This is a genomic window from Thiofilum flexile DSM 14609, from assembly GCF_000380185.1.
Lineage (GTDB): Bacteria > Pseudomonadota > Gammaproteobacteria > Thiotrichales > Thiotrichaceae > Thiofilum > Thiofilum flexile.
In genome coordinates, this window is record NZ_KB904813.1 from 35,476 (window position 1) to 61,876 (window position 26,401).

29 protein-coding genes are annotated in these 26,401 nt (G+C 45.7%); 12 read left to right on the forward strand and 17 right to left on the reverse strand.

Going from position 1 to position 26,401, the window contains the following annotated elements:
• Positions 1-13: 13 nt before the first annotated feature.
• From A3IK_RS0116165 to A3IK_RS0116180, 4 genes are read left to right on the forward strand one after another with little or no spacing between them, the layout of a single operon-like run.
• Positions 14-1,300: a methyl-accepting chemotaxis protein gene (locus tag A3IK_RS0116165; RefSeq protein WP_020561012.1), complete on the forward strand. Its 1,287-nt coding sequence runs from the start codon at positions 14-16 to the stop codon at positions 1,298-1,300.
• 50 nt (positions 1,301-1,350) lie between these two features.
• Positions 1,351-3,171 carry a FimL-related protein gene (locus A3IK_RS0116170; RefSeq protein ID WP_020561013.1) on the forward strand — a complete coding sequence of 607 codons (1,821 nt, stop codon included), beginning with the start codon at positions 1,351-1,353 and terminating at the stop codon, positions 3,169-3,171.
• A gap of 29 nt (positions 3,172-3,200) precedes the next feature.
• Positions 3,201-6,635: a hybrid sensor histidine kinase/response regulator gene (locus A3IK_RS0116175; protein ID WP_020561014.1), complete on the forward strand. Its 3,435-nt coding sequence runs from the start codon at positions 3,201-3,203 to the stop codon at positions 6,633-6,635.
• Entirely contained in the window at positions 6,632-7,102 is a 471-nt protein-coding gene (locus A3IK_RS0116180) for a chemotaxis protein CheW (RefSeq protein ID WP_020561015.1), read from the forward strand. Before A3IK_RS0116175 ends, A3IK_RS0116180 begins: the two co-directional genes overlap by 4 nt.
• On the opposite strand, the gene A3IK_RS0116185 is transcribed toward A3IK_RS0116180, so the two are convergent.
• From A3IK_RS0116185 to A3IK_RS0116200, 4 genes are all read right to left on the reverse strand, one after another.
• The gene (locus A3IK_RS0116185; RefSeq protein WP_020561016.1) at positions 7,092-7,925 is read right to left on the reverse strand and encodes a symmetrical bis(5'-nucleosyl)-tetraphosphatase; all 834 of its coding nucleotides are present in this window, start codon (positions 7,923-7,925) and stop codon (positions 7,092-7,094) included. The genes A3IK_RS0116180 and A3IK_RS0116185 overlap by 11 nt on opposite strands.
• 83 nt (positions 7,926-8,008) lie before the next feature.
• Positions 8,009-8,719 (reverse strand): Bax inhibitor-1/YccA family protein, encoded by a 711-nt coding sequence (locus tag A3IK_RS0116190; RefSeq protein WP_020561017.1) that lies wholly within the window; start codon positions 8,717-8,719, stop codon positions 8,009-8,011.
• A gap of 86 nt (positions 8,720-8,805) precedes the next feature.
• A complete protein-coding gene (locus tag A3IK_RS0116195) occupies positions 8,806-9,507 on the reverse strand; it encodes an SPOR domain-containing protein (protein WP_162596681.1) in 702 nt (233 codons plus the stop codon).
• 133 nt (positions 9,508-9,640) lie between these two features.
• Complete coding sequence (locus A3IK_RS0116200) at positions 9,641-11,845, reverse strand: primosomal protein N' (protein ID WP_020561019.1); 2,205 nt, start codon at positions 11,843-11,845, stop codon at positions 9,641-9,643.
• An 87-nt stretch (positions 11,846-11,932) separates the two neighbouring features.
• Here A3IK_RS0116200 and mazG point away from each other — a divergent pair, with 87 nt between their 5' ends.
• Positions 11,933-12,730 (forward strand): nucleoside triphosphate pyrophosphohydrolase, encoded by a 798-nt coding sequence (mazG, locus tag A3IK_RS0116205; RefSeq protein WP_020561020.1) that lies wholly within the window; start codon positions 11,933-11,935, stop codon positions 12,728-12,730.
• A gap of 844 nt (positions 12,731-13,574) precedes the next feature.
• Here the strand turns inward: mazG and ruvA are convergent.
• Genes ruvA through A3IK_RS0116220 form a run of 3 tightly spaced genes read right to left on the reverse strand, consistent with a single transcriptional unit; the run spans position 13,575 to position 15,416 of the window.
• A complete protein-coding gene (gene ruvA / locus A3IK_RS0116210; RefSeq protein ID WP_020561021.1) occupies positions 13,575-14,171 on the reverse strand; it encodes a Holliday junction branch migration protein RuvA in 597 nt (198 codons plus the stop codon).
• Positions 14,168-14,674, reverse strand: a complete 507-nt coding sequence (ruvC, locus tag A3IK_RS0116215) for a crossover junction endodeoxyribonuclease RuvC (protein ID WP_040849471.1) — start codon at positions 14,672-14,674, stop codon at positions 14,168-14,170. Before ruvC ends, ruvA begins: the two co-directional genes overlap by 4 nt.
• A complete protein-coding gene (locus A3IK_RS0116220; RefSeq protein WP_020561023.1) occupies positions 14,664-15,416 on the reverse strand; it encodes a YebC/PmpR family DNA-binding transcriptional regulator in 753 nt (250 codons plus the stop codon). Before A3IK_RS0116220 ends, ruvC begins: the two co-directional genes overlap by 11 nt.
• 133 nt (positions 15,417-15,549) lie before the next feature.
• On the opposite strand from A3IK_RS0116220, the gene A3IK_RS0116225 reads away from it, so the two are divergent.
• Complete coding sequence (locus tag A3IK_RS0116225) at positions 15,550-15,807, forward strand: type II toxin-antitoxin system Phd/YefM family antitoxin (protein WP_020561024.1); 258 nt, start codon at positions 15,550-15,552, stop codon at positions 15,805-15,807.
• A 3-nt stretch (positions 15,808-15,810) separates the two neighbouring features.
• Complete coding sequence (locus tag A3IK_RS0116230) at positions 15,811-16,221, forward strand: type II toxin-antitoxin system VapC family toxin (RefSeq protein WP_020561025.1); 411 nt, start codon at positions 15,811-15,813, stop codon at positions 16,219-16,221.
• 2 nt (positions 16,222-16,223) lie between these two features.
• Here the strand turns inward: A3IK_RS0116230 and A3IK_RS0116235 are convergent, their stop codons facing one another.
• Both A3IK_RS0116235 and A3IK_RS21610 read right to left on the reverse strand, forming a co-directional pair.
• Positions 16,224-16,646 (reverse strand): DUF2867 domain-containing protein, encoded by a 423-nt coding sequence (locus A3IK_RS0116235; RefSeq protein ID WP_020561026.1) that lies wholly within the window; start codon positions 16,644-16,646, stop codon positions 16,224-16,226.
• Complete coding sequence (locus A3IK_RS21610) at positions 16,646-16,768, reverse strand: hypothetical protein (protein WP_020561027.1); 123 nt, start codon at positions 16,766-16,768, stop codon at positions 16,646-16,648. The genes A3IK_RS0116235 and A3IK_RS21610 overlap by 1 nt, the downstream gene beginning before the upstream one ends.
• A gap of 208 nt (positions 16,769-16,976) precedes the next feature.
• Between A3IK_RS21610 and A3IK_RS0116245 the strand changes: the two genes are divergently transcribed.
• Positions 16,977-17,639, forward strand: coding sequence for a peptidase inhibitor family I36 protein (locus A3IK_RS0116245; protein WP_020561028.1), 663 nt, complete (start codon positions 16,977-16,979; stop codon positions 17,637-17,639).
• 43 nt (positions 17,640-17,682) lie between these two features.
• On the opposite strand, the gene A3IK_RS0116250 is transcribed toward A3IK_RS0116245, so the two are convergent.
• A complete protein-coding gene (locus tag A3IK_RS0116250; protein ID WP_020561029.1) occupies positions 17,683-17,865 on the reverse strand; it encodes a hypothetical protein in 183 nt (60 codons plus the stop codon).
• 204 nt (positions 17,866-18,069) lie between these two features.
• On the opposite strand from A3IK_RS0116250, the gene A3IK_RS21420 reads away from it, so the two are divergent.
• Entirely contained in the window at positions 18,070-18,246 is a 177-nt protein-coding gene (locus tag A3IK_RS21420) for a hypothetical protein (protein ID WP_020561030.1), read from the forward strand.
• Positions 18,247-18,262: 16 nt separating this feature from the next.
• Here A3IK_RS21420 and A3IK_RS0116260 read toward each other — a convergent pair whose 3' ends face one another.
• Positions 18,263-20,269 (reverse strand): bifunctional DedA family/phosphatase PAP2 family protein, encoded by a 2,007-nt coding sequence (locus A3IK_RS0116260; RefSeq protein ID WP_020561031.1) that lies wholly within the window; start codon positions 20,267-20,269, stop codon positions 18,263-18,265.
• A gap of 36 nt (positions 20,270-20,305) precedes the next feature.
• Positions 20,306-21,106: a COG4705 family protein gene (locus A3IK_RS19825; RefSeq protein WP_020561032.1), complete on the reverse strand. Its 801-nt coding sequence runs from the start codon at positions 21,104-21,106 to the stop codon at positions 20,306-20,308.
• A gap of 234 nt (positions 21,107-21,340) precedes the next feature.
• Between A3IK_RS19825 and A3IK_RS0116270 the strand changes: the two genes are divergently transcribed.
• The gene (locus A3IK_RS0116270) at positions 21,341-21,685 is read left to right on the forward strand and encodes a PepSY domain-containing protein (RefSeq protein WP_020561033.1); all 345 of its coding nucleotides are present in this window, start codon (positions 21,341-21,343) and stop codon (positions 21,683-21,685) included.
• A 75-nt stretch (positions 21,686-21,760) separates the two neighbouring features.
• Here A3IK_RS0116270 and A3IK_RS0116275 read toward each other — a convergent pair whose 3' ends face one another.
• The gene (locus A3IK_RS0116275) at positions 21,761-22,561 is read right to left on the reverse strand and encodes a COG4705 family protein (RefSeq protein WP_020561034.1); all 801 of its coding nucleotides are present in this window, start codon (positions 22,559-22,561) and stop codon (positions 21,761-21,763) included.
• A 197-nt stretch (positions 22,562-22,758) separates the two neighbouring features.
• Here A3IK_RS0116275 and A3IK_RS0116280 point away from each other — a divergent pair, with 197 nt between their 5' ends.
• Positions 22,759-23,424 carry a response regulator gene (locus A3IK_RS0116280; RefSeq protein ID WP_020561035.1) on the forward strand — a complete coding sequence of 222 codons (666 nt, stop codon included), beginning with the start codon at positions 22,759-22,761 and terminating at the stop codon, positions 23,422-23,424.
• Complete coding sequence (locus tag A3IK_RS19830) at positions 23,421-24,737, forward strand: sensor histidine kinase (RefSeq protein ID WP_040849473.1); 1,317 nt, start codon at positions 23,421-23,423, stop codon at positions 24,735-24,737. Before A3IK_RS0116280 ends, A3IK_RS19830 begins: the two co-directional genes overlap by 4 nt.
• Positions 24,738-24,743: 6 nt before the next feature.
• On the opposite strand, the gene A3IK_RS0116290 is transcribed toward A3IK_RS19830, so the two are convergent.
• From A3IK_RS0116290 to A3IK_RS21795, 4 genes are read right to left on the reverse strand one after another with little or no spacing between them, the layout of a single operon-like run.
• Positions 24,744-24,908: a rubredoxin gene (locus A3IK_RS0116290; protein WP_020561037.1), complete on the reverse strand. Its 165-nt coding sequence runs from the start codon at positions 24,906-24,908 to the stop codon at positions 24,744-24,746.
• A gap of 59 nt (positions 24,909-24,967) precedes the next feature.
• Positions 24,968-25,978 (reverse strand): DNA topoisomerase IV subunit B family protein, encoded by a 1,011-nt coding sequence (locus tag A3IK_RS0116295; RefSeq protein ID WP_020561038.1) that lies wholly within the window; start codon positions 25,976-25,978, stop codon positions 24,968-24,970.
• On the reverse strand, positions 25,965-26,237 hold the full coding sequence (locus A3IK_RS21940; RefSeq protein WP_245539498.1) for a HEAT repeat domain-containing protein: 273 nt from the start codon (positions 26,235-26,237) through the stop codon (positions 25,965-25,967). Before A3IK_RS21940 ends, A3IK_RS0116295 begins: the two co-directional genes overlap by 14 nt.
• Positions 26,179-26,322 carry a hypothetical protein gene (locus A3IK_RS21795; RefSeq protein ID WP_020561040.1) on the reverse strand — a complete coding sequence of 48 codons (144 nt, stop codon included), beginning with the start codon at positions 26,320-26,322 and terminating at the stop codon, positions 26,179-26,181. Before A3IK_RS21795 ends, A3IK_RS21940 begins: the two co-directional genes overlap by 59 nt.
• Positions 26,323-26,401: the final 79 nt, after the last annotated feature.

Sequence of the window (26,401 nt, forward strand, 5' to 3'; positions counted from 1 at the left end):
AGAAGAATGCACTATGTCGTCAGTTCATAAACAGCTCCTTAAACCTATTCATAGCGGCACCGTGTGGGGGCCTCTTATTTTATTAGTACTCTGTTTTGTGGGACTGATGACACTCTTACTCATCGATAAAAGCCAAGTAGAAGCGGCACGGGTACATGCCCTAACGTGGGCCCTAGGGCTGGTTTCTATGGCACTGATTGCCTGGCTGAGTTTTTTATTTTACCGCTTTTCCTTCCAGCGTAACTCGCAAATTCGTAGCGAAACCGAACAGCAAAAAGCCATTCTCCATTTACTGGATGAGATGAGTACCTTGGCAGAAGGGGATTTAACCATACGGGCAACCGTCACGGAGAATATGACCGGAGCCATTGCCGATTCGGTTAATTTTGCCGTTGATGCCTTACGTGCTTTGGTAATAAAGATTGACGATACCTCTAGTCGGTTGAATAATTTTGCTCAGGAAGCGGATAATCGGGTTTCTAAACTCTCCAAAGCCAGTACCGGGCAAGCGAAAGAAATTGGTGTCGCTACGGCTGCCATTGCAACCATGGCACAAGCAATTCAGAAAGTATCGCGTAATGCGGCAGCATCGACTAAGGTCGCGGGTAAGTCGTTGGAAATCTCGCAGGCGGGCGCTCATACCGTACGTAATACCATTCAAGATATGGTGACAGTACGCGAGCAGATTCAGGCGACCTCTAAACGCATTAAGCGCCTCGGCGAAAGCTCGCAAGAGGTGGGAGATATTGTGCGGGTGATGAATGATATTGCTGAGCAAACCAATATCTTAGCTTTGAATGCCTCGATACAGACCTTTGGTAATAATAATGCGGGCAAGGGGTTTGAGCGTGTAGCGGATGATGTGCAGCAATTGGCACAACGGGCAGCGGAAGCGACACGTAAAATTGATGTGTTAGTCCGTGCCATCCAAGCCGATACCCAAGAAGTTATTTCCTCGATGGAGCAGACGACGGCTAAAGTAGTCGCCAGCTCACGTAATGCCGAATCAGCCGGGGCGGCTTTGGATGAGGTAGAGCAGGTTTCGATTAGTTTGGCACGTTTAATTGCTAATATTTCTGATGCATCGCATAAACAGGCGGATATGTCGGTGAAAGTGGCTGATACCATGTCAGCTATTCAGGAAGTAACGCGGCAAACGACCCAGTTTTCTCAAGAAACGAATAAATTGGTATCAAGTTTAAATGATACGGCGGCTGAAATGCGACGCTCGATAGCTGATTTTAAGTTATCGGATGATGATATTTCTAAAAAGAAAGTAAATGGATATCGCTCGATATAGTAACGATATAATCATTATAATAATGAGCGGAAACAGCGAGAATAATAACTATGATTTCTAATAAGTCGGGTTTAGCAAGTCGTTTAGGTTGGATCATGGGGGAACTCGAGGCCAAAATTAATAAAAGCCAAGTCGATTTCAGCCACTTTACCAAAGAAAACGATGAGGCTGCTTTAGAGCAGACCTTACACAATTGGGAAGAAATTTTAGGGGTACTAGACGTATTAGGGGCCGAAGGCGCGTTTATGTTAGCGCGTGAAATCACCCTATTATTAGCGGCACTGGCACAAAATAAAATTGCCCGTAAGCCTGAGACCTATCAAATCACGGCAGACGGTATGGTGCAAATAGTCGAGTATTTGCATCATTTACAAGAAGGCTATGCTGATCTGCCGGTTATTATTTTACCGACTCTCAATAATTTACGTGCTGCCCGTGAAGTCGATTTACTCTCTGAGCATTTAGTATTCCTACCCGAAGAGGGCATGATTACCAATGAGCAAATTGGTACGCGTGAATACACCGAATTGACTGGTGAGCGTTTATCAGATGCGTGTAAACGGTTACGCGCTCACATGCAAAAAGCATTGCTCAGTTGGTTCAGAGGACAAGAGGTTACCGATAATCTAGCCACGATTCGCAAAGTCTCCAATAAAATGCTGACCCTCAATCGCTCCGAGCGGTTAAGAGCTTTATGGTGGGTGACTTCGGCTTTAACCCAAGCGCTAGAAAATAATAAATTAGAGCATAATGGCGCAGTGAAAATGCTCCTAGGGCGTATGGAACGCGAGATTCGCCGCTTTGGAGAGTCGGGAGAAGCGCTATATAACCAAATCGTACCGGATGAACTGATTAAAAACTTACTATATTACGTAGGTTTAGCAGAGCCGGGTGCTTCTCTTTTAGATCGTGTGAAAGATACCTATCAATTAGATATGTATTTACCACGCGGCGAGAGTTTAGAGCAATTACGTCATTACTATACCATGCCAGGTCGTGAGTTATGGCGAGCGGTTGCGGGGTCTATGAATGAAGAAATTAAACAATCGATTAAACTGATTGAGAGTTTAGAAAAAGAAGACACTGAACAGACTCCAACCGTACTGAAATTAATTAGCCGTAGTACTAGTCTTGCCCAAGCCTTTAGTATGTTAGGGTTAGGGCGTGCAGCGGAATATACCGAGCTATTTGCTAAATCATTATCTAATAAAGCTAAAAATAAAGTCGTACTCAAGCGCGATGCTTTAATGCAAATGAGTGCTTTTTATTTGCGTTTAGAGCGTATTCTCAAAGAATATGCGGAAACGGGCTATGATATTACTGAGCAAGTATTTGCCCAAGATGCTACCTATGATCCTGAAACCACACGAGGAGCCTTACGTGCTGCCTTAGCGGAGTTAGGCCGTGCGAATACGGAGCTGATTGCGTTTAGTAAGGAAGAGGATGCTTTCTTCCGGTTACATGATGTGATTAAAAACTTACGTGATATTTCCGGCACCTTGACCATGATGGATGCACAGGAAGTATTGCCACTGTCTAATGCTGTCGCTTATTACCTACAGAATGACTTACGTGATAAGCGCCGTATGCCGAGTACCGAGGAAATGGCGACCTTGGCAGATATTCTTACCTTGCTAGAAGCCATCTTGTCAGCCTCTGGACAAAACGAGGATTATTTACCTCTCGTCCCAGTAGGGTATGAAAAAGTAAAACTCTTGGATAGGTTCACTGATTTGGATCTAGCCGCTTACTCACATTTAGCTGAAGCCGAAGTCGAATGGGAAAATAAAAAAAAAGCAAGACGCACAATTCCTGCGAACCTATATCAGAGGATGCGGACCTCGACTTCTTTGTCTGGCCTAAGAGCTTAGACCCTCCTGATGCACAACAGGATATAATTATGGCTGATACTACAGTGGTCGAGGTGGTTGGGGCTGAGATCTACGACATCTTTGTAGAAGAGGTTGGAGAAATCATTGAGTCGTTACAGGCGTCAGTACCGACTTGGCAGCAAGCTCGTCATGATTTTAAATTACTAACCGAGATTCGTCGCGGCTTTCATACACTGAAAGGCAGCGGACGTATGGTGAGTGCTATGGCACTCGGTGATTTTGCTTGGGCTTATGAATCCATGCTCAATCAGGTCTTATCGGGAGTAGTGGAGGCCAATGATGATTTAGTTGCACTACTGAATTATGGGGTTGAGCAACTAGCCGCTAGAAAAGCTTTTTTTCTAGAAGCCTGTATTGCGGATGAGATAGTCAAAGCCGATGTAAAACGAGTTGAAGGTTTCTTGGCTGGGGAGCCGTTGGCATTACCCCCTATGTCTACAGTGGCTGAGCCTACGGAGGCTATTACCGCTACTCATCCTGAAGTATCGCTGCAGGATGAGGTGGGTGCTGATACGACTAACTCTTCTACGTCTGAGCCTAATTTAATCGTACTCGACTTCGGAGCGCAGGAGTTTGTACGTGCCTTTGCTGCAGAGGCTCAGGAGAAAATTGCGAACTTGCCAGAGCCTGCGCCTAAACCTGAAAATGAAGAACCCGATTGGCTTAAGTTTGAGCAAGATGGCTTAATTGACTTTACCTCTATACTAGCCGAGCAGGACAGTAATACGCCTGCGTTAGCGCAGACAGCTATTGTCAGTGAGCCTGAAGTAGAAGCCACACCTGTAGAGATACAGGAACAAAAAGCACCGGTTATACCAGAGCATAAGGTTGCCGCTGTCCCTAAAGACTTACCACCGCTAGTAGTAGACAGTGAGAATCTAGTTATTCTGAAATTGTTTTGGGAGGAAGTCCCTGATCAATTACAGGAATTGGATCGCTATTTTAATGCTTTACAGGTTAATCCTAATAATAAAGAGCTGCGTTTAAAGCTAGAGCGCCTATTGCATACCATCAAAGGTGGTGCGCGAATGGCGCAGCTTAGTGCCATCGGTGATATCGCACATCAAGCAGAAAGTAGCTTAGCCGAAACGACAGACACGGTAACGCCGGCTGTCTTAGAAACCTTACAAACACAGATTGATCAATTAAATAGCCTAGCAGAGCACTATGAGGCGCAGACAATAGCAGCTACGGATGATACTTCCCAGGAGCCTGCTAACCTTGAGTCCTATGAAGAATTTAGAGTAGAGACTCCCGCCGCTATTCACCCATCGGCTGAGCCAGTCAGTATTGAGGCTGTACCGGTTCAACATGATGTAGTTCATGCAGTTAATAATGATGAGTTAGGTTTAGTTGCTGAAGTAGCAGAAGTCAGAGCGGAGCCAGAGCCATTAAAGCCAGCGCCTGTTATTAATACGCATGTAGTCGCACCGATCCCGGCACCAGAAAAAGTAACGGTTGTATACGATAGTATTTTAGAGCAGGTAATAGCGGAGCAAGCTGAGCAATTAGTAGGTTTGAGTATTACCCAAGCGCCATTAGCACCATTAAATGATAATACGACTAAACCACTAGAGGATGACCCGCTCCAAAGTGCTACGATCCAAGATCAAGTCCGCTTACCGACCGCCTTTTTAGATCGCGTTATTGAACACTCCAGCACGATGAATGTTCAACAAAGCCGTACCCATGAGCGTGTTCACTCCTTAGGGGCAGATGTCGGTGAGTTAGGGCGTACTGTAGCGCGGTTACGGCATTTATTACGCTCTTTAGAACTAGAAACCGAAGCACGCGTCCATGCAGGCATTGTGCAACAGACCCAACGCGCAGGCTTTGACCCCTTAGAGATGGATCAATATTCCGAGCTACAACGCTTATCAAGAGCGCTCGCTGAGAGTATGAATGACTTAATTAATATTGAGGGCGACCTGACCAATCAGCTTCGTAAAGCTGAGCAAGGTTTAATGGAAAGTATTCAAGGCGGACGCAAAATCTATCAAGATCTGCTCTCGACCCGCCTGATTGCTATCAATGTTTTAGTCCCCCGTCTCAAGCGGGTAGTGCGTCAAACAGCACAAGAATTAGGCAAACAAGTTGATTTAGTGATTCATGGCGATGAGAGCGAACTAGATCGGCATTTATTACAACGCTTGACCGCTCCTTTAGAGCATTTATTACGCAATGCCTTAGCTCATGGCATTGAAACACCGGAGGAGCGTGAAGCTAAAGGTAAAAACCCTCAAGGTTTAATTACCCTAGAAGTGGTACAGGCCGATGCTGAACTAGTGATTCGTGTCATTGACGACGGGGCAGGGTTGAATCGTGCGGCCTTACGCCAACGCGCGATTGAAAAAGGCTTTATTAAACCCCATGAAGAAATTAGTGATGAGAAGCTTGACCGCCTGATTTTACAACCCGGCTTTACCACTGCGACCACCGTTAGCCAAATTGCGGGGCGCGGGGTCGGTATGGACGTGGTGTTCTCTGAGATTAAATCATTAGGGGGCAGTTTACTGATTGAATCGGTACAGGGTTTAGGGGCGACCTTCTCGCTACGTGTACCCTTTACCATGGCCTCGAATCCGGTGCTCTTTATTAATGTGCAAGGACAAACTTATGGTCTTGCTATGGGTAATATTCAAGGTTTGATTCGTCTGAGTGGCGAAGAGGTGAAGAAGAAACTCAATCAACCGCATGAGCATTTAGTCTTTGACGGTATTAAGTACCCCTTGCGTTATCTCGGACAAGCCTTAAAGCTACGGGGATTACGCGATATTCAGTCCGACACTATGTTCCCGATTTTATTTACCCTACTCAATGGACAAGCCAGAGCATGGGTAGTGGATGTGATAGTCGGGCGGCGTGATGCGGTGATGCAGTCCTTAGGGGTTTTATTTAAAAATTGCTCTTTATATTCAGCAGCTACCATTACGCCTGATGGTCAAGTGGTGTTATTGCCTGATTTACATGAGCTAGTGCGCGCACCTTTACCGGTTAGCCAAACTAATCCTACGGCTACTACCGGCACGGTAATGAAACGGGCAAATGATCAATCCCGTATTATGGTGGTCGATGATTCTATTACCGTACGTAAAGTGACCGAAAAATTCTTAGTCGCCGAAAGTTTTGCGGTGGAAACGGCAAAAGATGGTATGGAGGCATTAGAAAAATTACGTGACTTTAATCCAGACCTGTTATTACTCGATATTGAAATGCCGCGTATGGATGGTTTTGAGTTATTACGCCATATTCGCCAAACACCAGAGTGGAAGCATTTATTGGTTATTATGATTAGCTCGCGTACCGCTGAAAAACATCGTGAACATGCCACTGCTTTAGGAGCCAGTGACTTCTTAGGTAAGCCTTATCAAAACCAAGCACTACTCGATAAAATCCGTGAGTTATTAGAAGGCGGAACTTTACTTAAAGGGCTAACAGCATGAAATTACCCTCCGTCGACAGTTTAAAATGTGCCGTCTTACGTTTATACGAAGGTAATTTAATTTTCCCCATTAGCTTATTAGCGGAGTTAGTAACTAATGGCGAATTAGAAGAAGCGGCGGTTCAGGAATTGGAAGGCTGGCTAGTATGGCGTAGTCGACGTGTACCCGTAATCGCTTTAGAGTCACTTTGTAAAACCCATTATGATTCTAGTGGTACTGACAGTAAGTATTTAATTTTACATACTGTCTCGACTGATGCGGGTTTACCTTTTATAGCCATCCGAGTACAGGGTGGCATGCAAATTGTCGATTTAAAAGAAGACAATTTACGCAATGATTATAGCGGTAATCTACAACGCTGCCCTTATTTTGCACGGCAAGTGCGTATTTCTAAGCTATTGTGTTTTATTCCCGATCTACCCGCGATTGAGAAAATGCTAGTCGATGTTTTGCAGGTTAAGAGTTAGTATTTAGCGCTTGATTACAATTCACACTAGTATGCTGCTCAGTCTCAAGGCAAAACGCGGTGAGTTGACCACTCCAAACACAGCCTGTATCTAAGGCTACTACTTCAGGGCTTACATAATAGCCTAAGGTTGACCAATGCCCAAAAATAACTCTGCTACCTAGCGCTTGACGTTTAGGGTATTCAAACCAAGGTATTAAACTCTTATCGACTATCTGTGCGGGATTACCCTTTTCATAAAAATTAAGGCGACCATCACTATGGCAATAACGCATGCGAGTTAAGACATTCATGCTAAAACGCTGTCGCTCTATATCACTGCCAAAACTAGTACTCCATTGATCAGGCATATCACCATACATCTGACTAAGCCAAGTACTAGGATCTGGCTGTTGCAGCTCCTGCTCCACTTCAACCGCACAACGTGCCGCCATCAGCAAATCCCATTGTGGGGCAATACCTGCATGGACTAAGGCGGCTTGTTTACTAGGTTCGTAATGTAATAATGGTTGACGACGTAGCCATTGTATTAATTCAGCATAATCGGGAGCAGTAATCAGTGCTTGCAGGCTTTTATGGGGTGTACGCACCCCATAAAAACTCGCTATTAAACTAATATCGTGATTACCTAATACGGTAAGCGCTGTTTTTTGCTCGCAAAGCTGTTTAACAAAACGGAGGGTTTCTAGTGATTCTGTGCCACGACTGACTAGGTCGCCTGCAAACCATAATTGATCTTGATTGGGGTTAAATTGAATAGCATCGAGAAGTCTTAATAATGCGCTGTAACAGCCTTGCAGATCGCCAATTGCATACGTTGCCATAAGAAAAATGAGTGGGGTAGATCAAAAAAAGCAGCGCTCAAAAGAGCGCTGCGGATAGAAAATATATTTATTTCTAACTAAGCTTAGTCACTACTACCTAATGACATTAATAGTTGCACTAAATAATAGAAGAGTAAGGCTACACTAGAGAATAAACCTAAGGAAGCCGCTACATATTGATCAGTATGGTATTCATGAATAATTTGTGAGGTGCTATATAAAATAGCCGCTGACGCAAATACAACCATGATAGCCGCAAATACCCAGCCCAGATTAAAGCCAAATAACATACTAGCTAAAATCACACCTAAAGCGACAAAGCCGCCAATAGTTAGAATAGGGCCTAAGAAAGAAAAGTTTTTCTTAGTAGTAAAGGCGGTAAAGGTAATCCCTCCTGCTAAGGCTAAAGTCATTAAGCCTGCTTGAGGAATAACATTAGGGGCATAGTTATAGGCAATATAGAGCAAAGGCATGAATACAATCGCTTCAGCAACGATGAATACACCTAAACCTAAATATTGTTTCTCGCGTGACATAGGGCTACGTGCCCAATTATCAGCGACATAAGAAACACCCATGAATAACGCTATTACAACAAACCACATCCATTTATTAGCGGCTAAAACGCCTACAAAGGATTTAGCTACACCAGAACTAATCAATAAGGTTTCTATCCCAGCAAAAGCGAGTATCGCTAAGCCTAAGTGTAGATAAGTACGTTTAATAAACGTTGAGCGTTCCGTATCGCTCGCATTGGCAACAATAGTGCCACTATCCATATCTAAATATGCCATCAATCAATCTCCTCGATCATCATCGTTATTTGGCTTAAATAGCCTTATCATAGAGTAAAGTCAATTTTTTGTGAAAAAACTACCTATTACATACGGATCATAATGGGGTCAATACCCATGGCTGAAATAGATTGCCGCCAACGATTTGCGACACCTTGATCTTTAGTAGGGCCAATACGAATACGATACCAAACCTGACCATTGACATTGGCCTGTTCAATACGGGTATTCATGCCGTATTTACGGGCTTTAGCTTGCATATCTAGCGCAGGTGCTTGGGAGCGATAGGCTCCTAACTGAAACATAAAATTACCAGAAGCGGCTGCATCGTCCGTTGAATTAGCCGATTTAGCCGGAGCTTTTTCGGCGCTAGCTTTAGTGGTTTTGTCGGATGTCACTTTTTTATCAGCTGTTGTGGCAGCAGGGGTGGCAGTAGGATTTTCCTCCGCTAACATAATGGGGGCTAAAGACTCATCCATACTAATAACCGGTAACACAGCATGATAGCTAAATCCGAGGCGGTTATCTGCTGGCGTTGTAGCTGGAGCAGGAGCCGTGGTTAAAGGCGTACTCGCAGGTTTTGTGGATGCGGTAGCTGAAGTCGCGGCTGTAGTATTGTTAACCGCCTTATCGGTAGGAGGGGCTGCATTGGTAGTGATATTACCGCCCATAATATTAAACATGACAATACCAGCTAATAAGCCTACCGCCACACCACCCAACATCCAACTGATACCATACTGGGAGTTTTCAGTACGTGTGCTCTCTTCTTTAAAATCTTTAGTCATATCCATGAATCCCCAAAGGGCGAGGGTTATTGTTAGTCAAGTCTATCAAAGTGGAAAGGGATATCCCAACCCTATATCCTAATCCACTAATGTTGCGTGACTTAAAGGTATACCGCAAGTTAGCAGTCTAAGTTTAGGTTAAATCTAGAGGATCAACATCAATAGACCAACGTGTATTAGCGGGAAATTTCAATTGCTTAATAGTATGAGTCAGATAATTGAGTAAAGTATGTAATGCTTTACGATTAGCGGATTGTAATAGCAGTTGAGTGCGATAACGTCCCGCGCGTTTTTCTAACATTGCCGTAGTAGGGCCTAATAAAATGACCCCTCCTAAGCCAAATAGTTGTAAATGCTCAGCCATTTTATCTAATACGTCCAAGGCATCATTTAATTCTGGAGCATTAGCCCGTAGTAATGCTTGATAACCAAAAGGCGGATAATGCCAGCGCCTACGTTCTTCCAATAATTGCCGCGCGAATAGTGTATAGCCCTGTGCTAATAAAGTAACTAAAGCCGGATTTTCGGGATGATTGGTTTGAATAATCACTTGCCCGGCTTTATCACTGCGTCCAGCCCGCCCCGCGACTTGTACTAATAACTGACCGAAACGTTCACGGGCATGATATTCCGAACTTAATAAAGCAGCATCTGCTTCGAGAACCACCACTAAGGTTAGATTAGGAAAGTCATGCCCCTTGGCTAGCATTTGTGTGCCTACTAAAATGGCTGTGGGGTGCTCATGAACTTGTTGCAAACGCTCGGCTAATGCCCCTTTTCGAGCGGTACTATCACGGTCAATGCGAATAATGGGGATAGTAGGAAAGGTTTGCGAGAGAACCAGCTCTAGGCGTTCCGTACCTTGCCCTTGGGTGACTAAATGGTGATGACCACATTGAGGGCAGTGCTCTGGTACTAGTTTTTCTACGGAGCAATGATGGCAAATTAATTTACCTTGCCGTGCATGGTAGGTCATATTGGCACTGCAATGTTCACACTGCCCCGACCAGCCACACGATGAGCACATCAGTAAAGGGGCAAAACCACGCCGATTGATAAAGAGCATTACTTGCTCTTGACGCGCTAGGGTGTCCTTAATCATGGAGAGCGTGGTACTAGAGAGGCCACTGCGTAAGGTTTGCCCGCGAATATTTTGTAATTGCACACTCGGTGGTTTGGCAGTTCCCGGACGTTGGGCTAAATGAAAATAATGAAAGCGCCCACTATCCGCATTGTGTAAGGTTTCCAGTGCGGGAGTAGCTGAGCCTAATATAATCGGAATATTGAGCATGTGCGCCCGTTTAATGGCTAGGTCGCGTCCGTGATAACGAAAACCCTCTTGCTGTTTAAACGATAAATCATGCTCCTCATCAATAATAATCAAGCCCAAATTAGGGCAGGGGGTAAATACCGCTGAGCGAGTGCCAATGATAATCCGTACTTGTTGCTGTTGTGCTTGTAGCCATGCTTGCAAGCGCTCTTGATCGGTTAGCCCTGAGTGTAAACAGACCATGCGCTCATGGGGATAGTGAGTACGAAAGCGCCCTAATAGTTGTGGGGTTAGACTGATTTCAGGGACGAGTACTAGCACCTGTTTACCTTGCGCCAAAATTGGTGCCATGACACGCAGATAGACCTCGGTCTTACCACTACCTGTGATGCCATGTAATAGGGTTGGTTTTAACTCGGCTTGAGTAATGGCGTGCTGAATACCCTCAATAGTGGCGAGTTGCTGAGGGGTTAAAGTCAAATGAGGAGCAGTGGCAATATGCTCTAAGGGAGCTGGGGGTAACGTTGTACTAGCTACTAAGCCTTTGGCCTCTAAATGGCGCATAGTGACTCGCCAACCATTACCTGCCCAAGCCGCCACCGCGTCTTCGCTCACATAGCCGCCCTGAGCTTTCAGCCATTCATAGAGAGCTAATTGACGTTTGGCGCGTTGTAGTTCGGTAGGCGATTCGGTGGCGGTGAGTTGCCACCAAATAGGTAGATTGAGGGGGCGTTGCTGGCGTAATAGGCTAGGTAAGGCGGTAAATACGACCTCACCAATAGGTTCATGGTAATACTTAGCCGCCCAGTCTAATAGCTCCACGAGATGAGCATCTAAGATCGGCTCATTGTCCATTAGCCGGGTGATGGCTTTTAGCTTTTTAGGATCAGCCAAGGTCGGAGTAGGGCTACTGCCCATCACCACTCCTACGGTAGTTCGCCCTGCTAGTTTGATTTCTAAACGTGAGCCAAGAGGAATCGAGCCTTGGGTAGGATCATAACTGTAATCAAGCGTACTATAAAAGGGGCGTTGCACCGCCACATGGACAACAGGAGGCAAAGTATTCATACGCACAGTTTACCGCAAAAAGAGCGCCACATCATGAGCTGGATATAGCGATATACTCAGCGCTTTGATGCTCATAAGGTAAAAATCATGTCCGAAGCCAGCGCTATCCATGAGTTATTAGCACTCATGCAACGTTTACGCGATCCCTTAACAGGTTGTCCGTGGGATAAACGCCAGACTTGGCAAACCCTATTGCCCTATACCTTGGAAGAGGTTTATGAGGTTGCCGATGCGGTCGATGGTAATGATGCCAAGGCACTTCAAGACGAGTTAGGGGATTTATTATTCCAGATTGTATTCATGGCACAAATCGCAGAAGAGCAGGGCTTATTTAATTTCAATGATATAGCCCAAGGGATTACCCAGAAAATGCAACGCCGCCATCCGCATATTTTTGGCGATACCACCTTTGCCAATGAAACCGAACAAAAACAAGCTTGGGATGCTATTAAAGCACAAGAACGCGCGACAAAAGAGCCTACAGCACCCTCCCTATTTGCCAATATACCGACTACCTTGCCCACGCTACAGCGTAGTCAAAAACTACAAAAACGCGCGGCACGAGTAGGTTTTGATTGGGAACATTGGCAACAGGTATTGCCTAAAATTCAAGAGGAATTGGATGAGGTAGTGGAGGCTATAGAGCAGGGAGAACCTTTTAGCCGGATTGAGGAAGAGGTGGGGGATGTCATTTTTGGTACGACGAATTTAGCGCGGCTATTAGGCGTGAGTGCGGATAATGCCTTGCGCTTAACAAATCGTAAGTTTGAGCAGCGCTTTTTAAAAGTAGAAGTATTATTGCAAGAGCAGGGTATTAGTTTAGAGCAGGCGACTTTAAAGCAAATGGATGAGGCTTGGGAGCAGGCTAAACAATTTGAATCATAAACAGCACAAAAAAAAGAAGCTCCAACGAATTGGAGCTAAGCTTTAAATAACAAGAGACACTCGTTATTCATTTTATTGTTGTTGTTATTAAAAACTCCCCCCAACTGAATGGGGGGTGATAAATTGAGAAGTACTGTTAAGATTTCACTCGATCATGAAACTCTAGCTAGTAACATCTCATCGGGGCTTATGGTTTGGGTTCTTATTATTGTTGTTAATTTTTTATTTTAATCACCAACCAGAGCCTTGGATAAAATGCCCCCTGTTTTTGACGCAGGGGGTATCGGAATCGAGGCGTGGCGGACATTTTATTTTTATTAGAGTTTAGGTCCACTCTCCACCTCTTAGGGCTTGCTGTTGATCGTTATAATTCTTGTTATCAGTTCGTCCTTAAAATGCCCCCTGTTTTTGACGCAGGGGGTATCGGAATCGAGGCGTGGCGGACATTTTATTTTTATTAGAGTTTAGGTCCACTCTCCACCTCTTAGGGCTTGCTGTTGATCGTTATTGCCTTAGCAGGTGCAAGTTTCTTATTATTTTGATACTTAGACTCGCTACCTACTTTGGACTGCTAGTTTGTTATTGTTATTATTCCCTTAGCCGCTTTCTTATTGTTTTGTTGTTGTTTTTGTTTTATTCCGTCCTTGTTGATTTCTATATTGCAATGGCTGTGCCAACTTATGAAAATATTTATAAGTTATTGATATTTAAGTGTTATATTAATGTGCTTGAAAATTTCTAGGACGTTGACAGAGCTTGTGCCACTGTCAGGAAGTGACACAATTGACGAAATCGGCTAAAAGAAGTGACAAGTGGGTGACAGCTAACAGGATTGTCAGTTTTGTCACTTAAGACTAGAACGTAGGGCTTGGCGAATCATTTCTTCCACGCTCAAGCCTTGATCTTTATAAGCAGCAATCATTTTTTCGGCTTGGGGGGCTTTATAACCGAGTGCCAGTAGTGCATTGAGGGCTTCATCAGCAGGATCGATGTTAGCTGTACGCAGAGGGGCATGGGATAATCCTGTATCCGAGGGTTTAGGCAAGCGATCCTTGAGTTCGACCACCAAACGCTCCGCCGTTTTCTTTCCCACTCCCGGAATACGACTCAGGGCATTAATATCTGCCGCATGAATAATTTGATACAGCTCCGTCGTGGTCATACCCGATACGATGGCGAGTGCCAATTTTGGCCCTACTCCATTGACCTTGAGTAATTGACGAAAGGTACTACGCTCATCGAGTGAGACAAAGCCATATAAGGTATGGGCATCTTCACGTATAGCTAGATGAGTATAGATAAGGACTTCAGCGTCTGATTCCAGCGGTAGAGCATAGAATACATTCATAGAGGCTTGGAGTTCATAACCTATACGATTGACCTCGACCATAAGCTCGGGCGGTTGCTTGAGAAGTACTTTCCCGCGTAAAGAGCTAATCATTGCAGACCTGCTTGTTGGATACGATTATTGAGATGGCTAGCATGACTGTGACAAATCGCTACGGCTAAAGCGTCCGCACTATCGGCTTGTAATTTACCGTGCAGATTCAGCAAATATTTGACCATATGTTGCACTTGAGTTTTATCCGCAGAGCCTTTGCCTACGGTGGCTTGCTTGACTTCGCGTGGACTATATTCATGCACACTCAAATGCTGAACTACCGCCGCACAAATCGCGGCACCACGTGCTTGTCCTAATTTCAAAGCACCCCCAGCATTGGTGGCGACGAAAATACTTTCGATAGCTAACTCATCCGGCTGATAGAGTTTAATGAGGTCGGTGATACCATTGAAAATCATGCCCAAGCGCTCAGGAATAGGGCGGTCGCCTAATTTAATGCAATCACTGTGTACATGTAGCAAGCGCTGCCCATCACTATCAATAATCCCAACCCCCGTAAAGCGTGAGCCGGGATCAATGCCCATAATGCGTCTATTCTTCATCGTCGTCTAAGAGTTCGACAGGAATATCACCGTTATGGAAGACTTCTTGAACATCGTCTAGCTCTTCAAGCATATCGATCAGTTTTAATAAACGTTCACCATTCTCAAGATCGACGGCAGTGAGATTATCCGCCCGTTCGGTCACTTCAGCATCATCAGGCTCTAAGCCTGCTTTAGTCAGAGTAGCCACTAATTCCGCATAGTTGTCCGGTGTAGTTAGGACTTCAGCAGAGCCATCATCTGCCATCACCACATCATCCGCACCCGCTTCAAGGGCTGCATCCATGAGTTTGTCTTCATTTACACCGGGGGCATAGCTCAATACACCAAGCTTATTAAACATATAGCTAACGGAGCCACTAGTGCCCATATTGCCACCATGTTTACTCAAGGCGTGGCGTACTTCAGAAACAGTACGGTTTACATTGTCAGTGGCAGTGTCAATGATAATAGCAACCCCACCAGGGCCATAGCCTTCATAGCGCACTTCATTATAGTTTTCAGCACCTAACTCACCGGAGCCACGCTTACAAGCACGTTCAATGGTGTCTTTAGGCATATTTGCTGCATAGGCTTTATCTACCGCTAAACGTAAACGTGGAGACGCATTAGGATCAGAGGTTTTACCTTCACGGGCAGCAACGGTGACTTCTCGAATGAGTTTGGTCCAAATCTTACCGCGCTTTTTATCTACAGCCGCTTTTTTGTGTTTAATATTCGCCCACTTACTATGGCCTGCCATTACATTTTACCTGTCGTCAATTCTGCAAAAATGGCAGATAGTTTAGCATAAAATCGGAGTTTGTAAGCGCCCTTGTTTTTGGTGAAAAAATCTAATAAGCTAGTCATGTGACTAGTTATTTAAAGGTGTGATTATGCAAGCCTGGGCTGTTCAAGATGCTAAATCGCGTTTTAGTGAGTTTTTGGATGCGTGCCTTGAGCAAGGGCCGCAAGTGGTGACACGCCGTGGAGTTGAGGAGGCCGTATTAGTTCCTGTAGAGGTCTGGCGCAGGCTTCAGGTGGCTGCAAAGCCGTCCTTAAAAGACTTATTGTTGTCTGATATCGGGCGGGGTGATTTAGTGCTGCCGAAGCGTGGGCAAGCTCGTAGAAGAAATGTGCAAGAGATTCTATAAGTCATGTATTTATTAGATACGAATGTGGTTTCTGAATTGAGGCGAGCTAAACCGCACGGAGCTGTCCTAGCTTGGTTGCAATCGGTGGATGATAAGGATTTGTATCTCTCATCGGTGACATTAGCTGAGATTCAGGCAGGTATAGAGCTGACCCGTGATCAAGATCCACAACGAGCCATTGAATTAGAAGCTTGGTTAGATCAGGTAGCGGATACTTATAATATTTTATCTTTGGATGGGCTAGCTTTTAGGGCTTGGGCAAGGCTGATGCATAAAAAGTCTGATACTTTGTATGAAGATGCCATGATTGCCGCCATTGCCCAAGTGCATAAGCTGATAGTGGTGACTCGCAATGTGGCAGATTTTAGTAATTTCGATATTCAGTTGCTGAATCCGTTTGAATATAAAGGCTAAATTTATCCTATCGCCTTGGTAACCGCAGGTGCAATCAGCTTGTGCATCGGTGCGACGGGGAGCATGTATAGCTTTCCTAGCCAATTGTGGACATGAACGATGGTTGTTACCGTGACAATAGTCTGCTCAGCGGATTTTCTGTCGCAGCTAATCGATACTACTACATTCAAATGCTTGTCATTATCGCCCACTAGTACCTCATCTGCTGTGATCTCAAGCAATGTGAAGATGCCAAGACGATCTCCTACCTTGTAAGTTGCTTCAGCCTTATTCAGATCAAAACTACCCAAACCACCTGAGTTCTTTAAGCCTAGCAACTGTGCGACGCTATTACGCAGTTTCATGCAGGTCTCCACCCATTGGGGAGTCGCCTGCATTGCCCGTATAAGTTGCTCCAGTGCGCTCAGATTAGGCTGAGCAGCCATCACGCCCTAAATTCGGCAAATTCACGCTCCAGAATGGCAATGCGCAGGTCTGGCTGCAGCCGCTTGAGGTAATAGGCACTCCACAAGCCAGTGAATCCAGCCTCGATAATGCAGACATCCATAGCCATATCCCCCGGCAGGGCAGACCACCGGGAAGGTAGACCACCAATATCGGCGTACCAGAAACTGATCCGGCCATTAAGAATGATGTCAGACTCTCCTAATTAAAGGGATACAATCCGCCGCCAAAGCCGTATACTGATTCAATCAAGTGACGTCATCGATTGCATCCGATCCCTCCTCCCTCCTACCACACTTCGAGGTATCAACATGAATATTCCGAAAGCCATACTGGTCATCGGATTCAGTTATATCCGGTCCCTCCTCCCCCCTACCACACTTCGAGGTATCAACATGAATATGCCAAAAGCCATACTGGTCATCGGATTCAGTCTGTTCAGCGCGTCTGCCGTTCAGGCAGATTGTAAGGTCTACGAACACATCAATTATGGTGGTGCAGCCCTCACTCTGGTATCAGGGCAGAATATTGCCAACATCGGTTCATCATGGAACGACAGGATTTCCTCGATCCAAGTCAATAACAGCTGCCGTTTGATTGCCTACCAGAACATCGACTACAAAGGCGACCGATGGGTTTTCGCTGCCAATAGCAGTTTTATCGGCAATATCTGGAATGACCAGATTTCCGCCCTACAATGCCAGTGCTCGGAACCACCGCGCCCGGCCTGCCAGATGTATGAACATGCCAACTTTGGCGGCGGCGTACTCCCCGTGAGCGGCAACATGCCCTGGGTCGGTAATAGCTGGAATGACAAGGTCTCTGCCGTAGCAGTCCCCTCATCCTGCACGCTGACGATCTATCAGCACAGCAACTACGGGGGCGACAACCGAACCTTTACACCGGGCAATACCGCCTATGTCGGCGATTTTTGGAACGATCAGGCTTCCTCAGCCAAATGTAGCTGCAACTGATGCCACTGCAACCATGAGCTGATTGGCTGCAGGCGTCAGTCCCTCAGACTGATGCCTGCTCTGCTAGCCGTGCCAGATCAGTGGCAAATGCCTCCACAGTTTCAGGCTTTGCTCCCTCAGGTGCTCCGGTAGCTGATGCAGACATCCACAGCCATATTCCCCGACAGGGCAGACCGCAGGGGTGGCAGGCCACCACCGTCAGCAGGCCAGAAACCAATCCGGTCATTGACTAGCCCCTTGCCAGTCATGCCACTCTCTCCAGACAAAATTCCATAGTACGCATCCCGTCCATTGCCCGGCCAGCCCGCAAAGCGGCTAGATATTGGTTGTATTTTAACCCGTCCGGAGGTTTTTGTTCCTTCGGGTGGACACAATTGTTATTAACCTCCTAAATAAATAGGAGGCAAAAACAAACTGTTAAACTAGCTCCATGAAAAGTAGAGATACCCGACAGTTAAACCTCGCTGCCCAAACCGAAAAACGCGCGATAGCATTTCGTATACGCGAACAAGGCTATACCCAAAAGGCCATTGCCGCCGTAGTAGAGGTTCATCGCAGTACCCTAAAAAGCGTTGCGGTTTCAGCCATCAGTTGCCTATTTAATTAGTGGCTTAATATAGGCCTTATTCACCATAACCCAGTACTAATTCACCGCTACATCCGGCATGCTCTGGACTCCCCACTAATAACTTACCACTCAATTGGGCATGGGATAGTTGCAGTAGAATGGGCGCGGTACAGCTTTTATCATTATCACTCCAAGCCAGACTGAGCTGCCCTAGTGGATGGTATAGTTGCTCATGTGTGACACTGCCTAGCCAGATGATCTGCTTGCTTCCATCAGGTTCTATCACCTGTTGTGGATAGAGCCGAAGCACAAAGCGCCCATTAGCATCAGGTTTTTGCAGCGTAAATCTTTGCGCTCGCCCCGCCTGTAGTTTGGGGAGCACGGGCAATTGTTCTATAGGTGTATTCCCCATGACTACCTCATTCATACTGGCAAGAGAGAGGTGAGGGGCTATCTGCCAATCGGGCAAAATGGCTTGCAACTGCACCAAATTACCTTTCCATTGCAGTATAAAGGGTTCCTCATGTGCGCCATGTAGATCTTGGCGGTAAGCCGGTAGACTAGCCCAGCCCCCTTGTAGCCAAGGTTGAGTCAGGGTAATCGGTAGAGGAGGTTGGCGTTGGTATTTCTGCTCGGCATTATCCCAGCTACTATACACATGCCAGCTTGTGAGCAGGATATAGCTCAAGCCAGCTCCTAATATCACTTTTTGAGTGAGTGCTGAAGTCACATTCTCTTGCCGAAATACTTCAGCAAATACCAATACCAGCAAAGTACTAAAAAATAGGCTCCCCAACACATCCGAAGGCCAGTGTGCTCCCAGATAAATGCGTGATAATGAAATTAAGCCTGCCAGTAGGGTGAGTATTAGTACGGTTAAATAGCGCTTATAGCCTTGCCAGCCTTTTAGAGTAAACCAGATCAGCAAACCTGCCAAGAGAGCGCTGAATCCAGCATGCCCACTAGGGAAGGAATAAACATCACCCCCTGCATAGAGATCCACCAAGGGGCGCGGACGCTGTAATAGATTTTTAGTGCCAAAGATAAAGATAGCGTCTACTAACATAGCCAACACTATGCCACCCAGCAATTGATAGCTGCGTTGCCAGAGCAATACACCTAGCACCACGATGACCACCCCACTAATGACCAGCACATCACCGGATAGGGTAGCTACCAGCATGGGTATATCTGACCAATCAGTGCGTAACCCCTGCAAGCCCTGACTCAGAGCACTATCCAACCCATCTAGCCCGCTTTGTCTTATTACACTGACAAATACAAAAATTAGCCCACTAGTCGCTAACCCCAGTAGCAGATACATACTCGCTTCTTGTCGAAATCCAGCATACTCCGCCAGAATCAAGCGCCCTAATAGACCATTACGCCAAGTCGGGTGCTGTTGAATTTTATGCTCCAGTGCTTGCTGCCAACGGGGTAAATAATAAATCCCCAAGCGAATCACCCGATTCACTAGCCAGATCAAAAGCATACCTAGTAGTAATAATAGGCCGACTGTAACGGCTAGACGTCGACTAACACCGGCTAGCAATGCTAGTAGCCAACCCGCCGACATACTAGGTAACAAATGAGTCGCAGCCCAAGCAAACGCCGATACCGCATTCAATACACTAAAGCGCAGTGGATTCATGCCCATCATCCCCGCGATACCGGGGACGACCGCTTTTACCCCCGGAATGAAGCGCCCAATTACCACACTCTTACCGCCATGATGGGTGAAATAATCCTGCCCCTTATGGAGCAAACTCTGATAGCGCGAAAACGGCCAGACTCCATATAAGCGCTCACGGTAATGGTGTCCGATCCAATAAGACACCGCATCGCCTACGATAGCACCTAAGGCAGTAGCCAGAAAAATAGGCCAGAAACTGAGTTTGCCCAACCCCACCAATCCACCTAGCCCCACCAGTACAATAGTGCTAGGTATAAATAGCCCCACAACTAACAATGCCTCTCCAGCACTGATGAGAAAAGCTAACTCTATGGCTAACCAGGGATGTTGAGCGGTGTAGTCCATGATAGTTTGCAGATAGGCGTGCATGGGGAACGGTGTCCTGTGTAGATGTAGGGATTAGTATTAGTCTAGTTCGGCAATCGGTTTACCTGTTTTTTCCATTTGTGTCTCGCGGTAAACAGCCACTATCAACACAATAGCAAAGAATGCTGAGGAGCCAATAGTACCTAGATCTAGCCCGCCTTTGTCGTGCGATTTAGTTAACCAATCACCAAAAGTCGCACCAAATGGGCGAGTCAACACAAAGGCTAGCCAAAACAGCAAGGTGCCAGATACTTTAGTGTATAAGTGTAGTAGAGCAATAAGGAGCAGTATACCGGAAATCAGGGCAGCACTCGCCGCAAAACCCAAGCCTAAATCATCCGCCACAAAATCACCCGCTGCGGTGCCTAGGGTATTCGCAATGAGGAAGGCTAGCCAGTAAAAAACCTCTACCGGCGTATTGCTAACATATTCCACATTGATGGACTTCTCACGCCAATACCATGCTAATAAGACCACTAATAGCAAAATCACCAATAAGGCAGAACCTGCCATATAACCTAGCCCTAGGGTGCGATCAATGAAGTCCGATATAGCCGTTCCAGCAATAGCGGAGGCTGTAAAGGTCAGCCAGTAAGTGATCGGCTCATAACGTCGGATAGCCAACTTAGCACCCAACAGCACCAGAAATAGACCCATGAAAATCAGGATAGTAGTGCCATAACCGAGGTTATAGGTCATGGAAAACATGTCCGCTCCTGTTTCCCCTAGCGTGGTCGAGGCGATCTTAATGACCCAATACAGCAGGATAATGTGTGGTACACGATTGATCAGTGTGTCGGTTAAATCAATCGCTTGGCTACTCAAGTTTGTATTACTCATTGATAAGAACCCTTAGTTGCATTTAGCAATCTCGCTTGTTTTTAGATCGGAGCATGATGCAGGGCAACACTTAAAAGAGACTTAGAGCTAGCGCAGAAATAAGGACAGGGCAGTATTTAAGAGCGAGATAATGTTTTTTCGCGCACTAATCTCTAACTAAGTTTTAGGCACTAGGCTTTGAGTTACACCATTAGCGTGTATTGTTATTGATAGCTTAAAAAAAGGAATCTGATTATGAAAAGGGTAAACAAATTAATTCTTACGGGTTTTGTTGCTTCTACATTAATGAGTGGCGCTGCCTTTGCTGATAATGATAGTGCGGCGGCGGCCTCAGCTGCTATTAGTCTAAATGATGCTGTCGCGAAAGCATTACAAGCGACTCCCGGAACCGCTGTAGGGGTTGATTTCTCTACGGAAAAAGGCCAGAACGTTTGGGAGGTAGAGATTATTGCTGCTGACCAAACCAGCCATGAAGTTCAAATTGATGCTGCCAATGGTTCAGTCGTAAAAAATGCGGTGGATAATGAGCAAGATGATGAAGATGAGGGCGACAAAGACGATGATGGCGATAAGAAATAATTCAGCTAAGTTTTAAATAGGCTGACTGATCTAAGGCTCGCAAATACCCCAGTTGTTTGCGAGCCTTTTCTATTGTTAGTCAGTAGTTAGCGTTTTAGGAGCATCTACACGAAATAGGGTCAAATAGCCAACCAGTATGGCAATAGCTACTAGAAACACCTCACTGGTTACTACCGTTCCTAGTCCCAACCCACCCGCATTCACGGGTTGAGCTAACAGGTCGCCTAGAGAAGCACCTAATGGGCGAGTAATGATATAAGCCAACCAAAATGCCAGTACGCTATTGAGTCCAAGCAGGTAATAGCCCAAGGTAATAAGCAGAATGGCAGTACCGAAAATTAGTGCTGAAACCGCATATCCCAGCCCCAGACTTTCCGCCATTAGATCACCCGCAGCCGTACCTAGTGCAAACGTAACTAGAATGGCAGCCCAGTAAAACAATTCACGTCTTAGGGTACTGATACTATGGATCGATAGCGAGCCTTCTTTCCAGTACCACAAGGCGAAGGTCAAGATCAGAGCAAGACTAAAACCAGCCGTTGACGATGTCAGTGGAATATTCAAATTATCAGTTAGGTTATCGGTAATCAGAGTACCAACAATACTGACCATGACGACGGTCAGCCAGTATAACCAAGGAATATAGCTTTTGGCGCGTAGCTGTAGAAAGAGGATAATCCCTAGTACCATACTCATCAGAATAGAGGTGGTCGGCAGCCCGAAATGTAGATTGAAAATCAGATAATCCGCGCCAGTTTCTCCTACTGTGGTGGCTAGAATTTTTATAATCCAGAAAAACAAGGTGATAATAACCGGCACCTTGATGGCAAGGGCAGGGTCTGTAGGTAATGCCCCTGATGTTGTAATGTCAGCCATAGGAAATCTCCAGAAAGCTAGTGAATGTTGATGAGTGGGGCAGAATAGCCCCGATGAATTTGGCAGGTTAAAGTCTGGATGTTAAAAATTAGCTGGTGCTTAGTTAGTGAGGGGGAGCGCTGGTGTTAGTTTGTTTCTAAGTCATTACTAAGTTTTCTGTTTTATGATCTAGGTTTGGTGTCGGTAGGATAGGAGCCATGCGTATTTTACTGGTAGAGGATGATGGGCTGATCGGTGAGGCGGTTGGACAGGCACTTAAAGATGAAGCCTATGCCCTAGATTGGGTCAGGGACGGTGAGCAGGCTTTAGGGGCAATTCAGATTCAAGAGTATGGGCTTATTCTGCTGGATTTGGGCTTGCCCCGTCGGGATGGTTTTGCGGTGTTGCAGCACTTGCGGCAGACCAAGCAGCTAGTACCTGTGATTATTATCACCGCTCGTGATTCCGTAGAAGAACGGATTAAGGGATTAGATTTCGGTGCTGATGACTATCTGGTTAAACCCTTTGCCATTAATGAGCTATTAGCCCGCATGCGAGCCATTATTCGCCGTCATCAGGGTAATGCTAACCCAGTGCTCAGTAATGGAGTTATTTGCCTAGATCCTGCCACCCGTGAGGCTCAGCGTGAAGCGGAGGAGCGTATTCAGCTTTCGGCACGGGAATATGCCTTATTACATGCGCTGATGTTGCGCCCCGGTAGTATCTTGTCACGCTCGGAGTTAGAGGAGCGTATTTATGGCTGGAATGAAGAGGTGGAAAGCAATGTGGTCGAGTTTCTGATTCATTCCCTGCGTCGTAAGCTGGGCAAGGATGCGATTAAAAATATACGCGGTTTGGGGTGGATGGTGAGTAAAGCTGTATGAAATACCCGTATTCGCTGCAAAGAGCTTTGAGCCGTTGGATTATGTTGTCTACGGTGCTGTTTGCTTTGCTAGGCGGAACGATATCGGGCTTCAATGCTTATCATGAGGCGCGTGAATATCAGGATATGCACCTGCAGCAGGTGGGCAGTTTATTAGAAGCAGGTAGCGTCAGACCAAAGAAGTTGCCTCAAAACCAAGTAGATCAGCAAGATAAACATGAGGATGAAATCTTGTTGGTACTGCAATTAGATACAGCTCCGCTAGATTACCGCGAGCTAACCGAAAAACTGCCAGATGGTTTACATACTCTCAACTGGCAAGGGCGTGAATGGCGTACTCTATTAGTGACACATGCACCGGAGCGTTTTGCAGTAGCGCAACTGACAGAAATTCGCAATGAACTAGCACTAGAAAGCACCCTACAATCTGTCTTACCGCTCCTGTTATTGACCCCTGTTTTATTGCTGTTAGTACATGGGGTCATTCGCTATAACCTAAGGCCAGTAACACGGCTCGCTAACAAGGTGGATGCTCGTCATGAGCAGGATCTAACGCCATTAGAGGATAGTCGAATTCCGCAAGAGCTTATGCCCTTTATTCGTTCCCTCAATCATCTCCTAATGCGCGTGGGGCAAAGTATGGCTCAACAGCGGCGTTTTGTGGCAGATGCTGCCCATGAATTGCGTACTCCGTTAACAGCCTTATCCTTGATGGCTGAAAATGTGGCTCGTGCTCCTGATCTGGAAACGGTTAGAGAACGCCTACAGCCCTTACAAACCAGCCAGCAACGGATGCAAGCACTGGTAAATCAGCTATTGGGGTTGGCACGTTTGCAGGGGCGTAAACCTGTCGAGCTTAAGCCCACTAGATTATTGGCTTGTGTACAAAGTGTGGTAGCCGACCTCTATCCATTAGCCGAGTCACGCCAGATTGATTTGGGTATGAACCGTCAAGCAGATTTAATAGTTGCGGATGATGAGGGTAGTCTGGCGCAGTTGATACGTAATGGATTGGAAAATGCCCTGCGTTATACTCCAGTAGGGGGACGGGTCGATATTGAGCTATATCAGGAGGGCAAGTGTGCGGTGCTACAGATTTGTGATACTGGCTTCGGTATTCCAGAGACTGAACTAGAGCGGGTCTTTGAGCCTTTCCACCGTGCTGCGGTACACAGTGAATCCGGCTCCGGCCTAGGACTCACCATTAGTCGGGAAGTAGCTCAACGTTTGGGTGGGCAAGTATGGTTACAGAATCAGCCTAAGGGTGGGCTATGCTTCCATTACCAACAGCCCCTGCTAGAGGAGCCATCATAGCTTTGCTTAGATCTCCATCATCACAAAATCATCTTTTCCTACCCCACAATCAGGGCAGTGCCAATCACTAGGCACATCTTCCCAGCGTGTACCAGCGGGAATGCCATCTTGAGGCCAGCCTTTTTCTTCTTCATATACCCAACCACATACAATGCACATCCACGTTTTCATTGTTACTCCTTTAATAGTTATTGAGTCAAATGCGACAAAGCGATCAGGTTCACGTTTTTCTAGGATTGAGCCTGCCTAAACTCTTCGATTGGCTTAGTCAAAAGGTGTGATATTACATGCTTCACGCTCTCACTTCTCAATACATCGCGTGAAGGACCTGCGAATTTGGGATCGTGCATAATAATATGAATGAGCGCAAGTGTTGGCTTCCAGCCCGCGTGCTTAAAGGCATCTTGCAACCCTTCAACATGCGTTCCTCCCTCAACCGATGCTAAACCATTGACCCAAGAGATGTACTTCGTTTTTCTTTGTGAGTCTCCTAGTGTAGCGACCTGTACCTGAATTTTATTTGACATACCTTCAAAATAAAACGCTATGGGTAGCTTATCAGCGAGGGCGGGGGTTCTATAATGAATATAGGCTAAATCTAGTAAGCCTCGGTATGCAATAAACCGCTCCTGCTGATACTCAACGATAAGCCTCGGATAAAAGTGAGCCAACTCAAACATCGTTTTCCTTAAATCAAAGTGATCTAGTGAGTATCCTTGAAAAATCTCCCTATCCAGTTGGAACTCTAGCGTAGTTCCACTAGAGCCTAGGTATTTTTGTTCAGAGGCTTTACCTAATATTTTTCCCTTGCCAAAGCGTTGCTTCCAGATTGATGAGCCGTTAGAGCTAGTTACGTTTATAAATTCTGACGCAGCGTTAATGGCCGCTAATCCAAGCCCACCTCCAACTAAATGAATATGTGGTGCGTGATTGTCAGCAGTCGGTGAATTATGTCGATGAGTAAAATAAAATTCTGCCAATGAAAGGTTTGGATCGGGGGAAGGCTTATCATAAGGCAGGCCAGGACCGTCATCTGAAACCCAAATGATTTTCTCATTAAAGCCTACTTGTACTTTGGTAGCGTTTCCAGCAAGGTATTGGTCGACAGCATTTGCAACAACCTCGTAAATGGCATGATTAACCGCTAAAGAATTAATCTCTCCAAAAAACATTCCCGGTCGTTTGCGAATAGCCTCAACAAGGGAGAGCGCTTTTGTATTTGCGGGATTATACTCTTCCATTAAACTCACCTTCTAGTTCATCAATGAGTACATTCAAGATACTGATGTCATTTCGTTTTGCTAGACCAACCAATGCCTCGCCCCTTATTTTATAATCATCATCTAATAACTTTTTGTGCAAGGCATTTCTAGTTGCTTGAGTATCCATCTCGCACTGGCTTCCTAACCCAAAGGTAGCCCAGTTACGAACATCATAGTTTTCATCGTTTTTTATTAGCCTTAGAAAACTCAATTTCAGAGCCGCGTTTATGTAACTCACTAATAATATCCCAATATAGTTGTTGGTCATTTTCATGATAAGCAAGATTAATTAAATCTGCTGTTTTTTTGTCGCTAAATTCCATTTGAATACTCACCTCACTAATTCATAACACTTTATTAGACGAAGCCCTCTCACGATATTAACGTAAGAGTGTAGAAAGA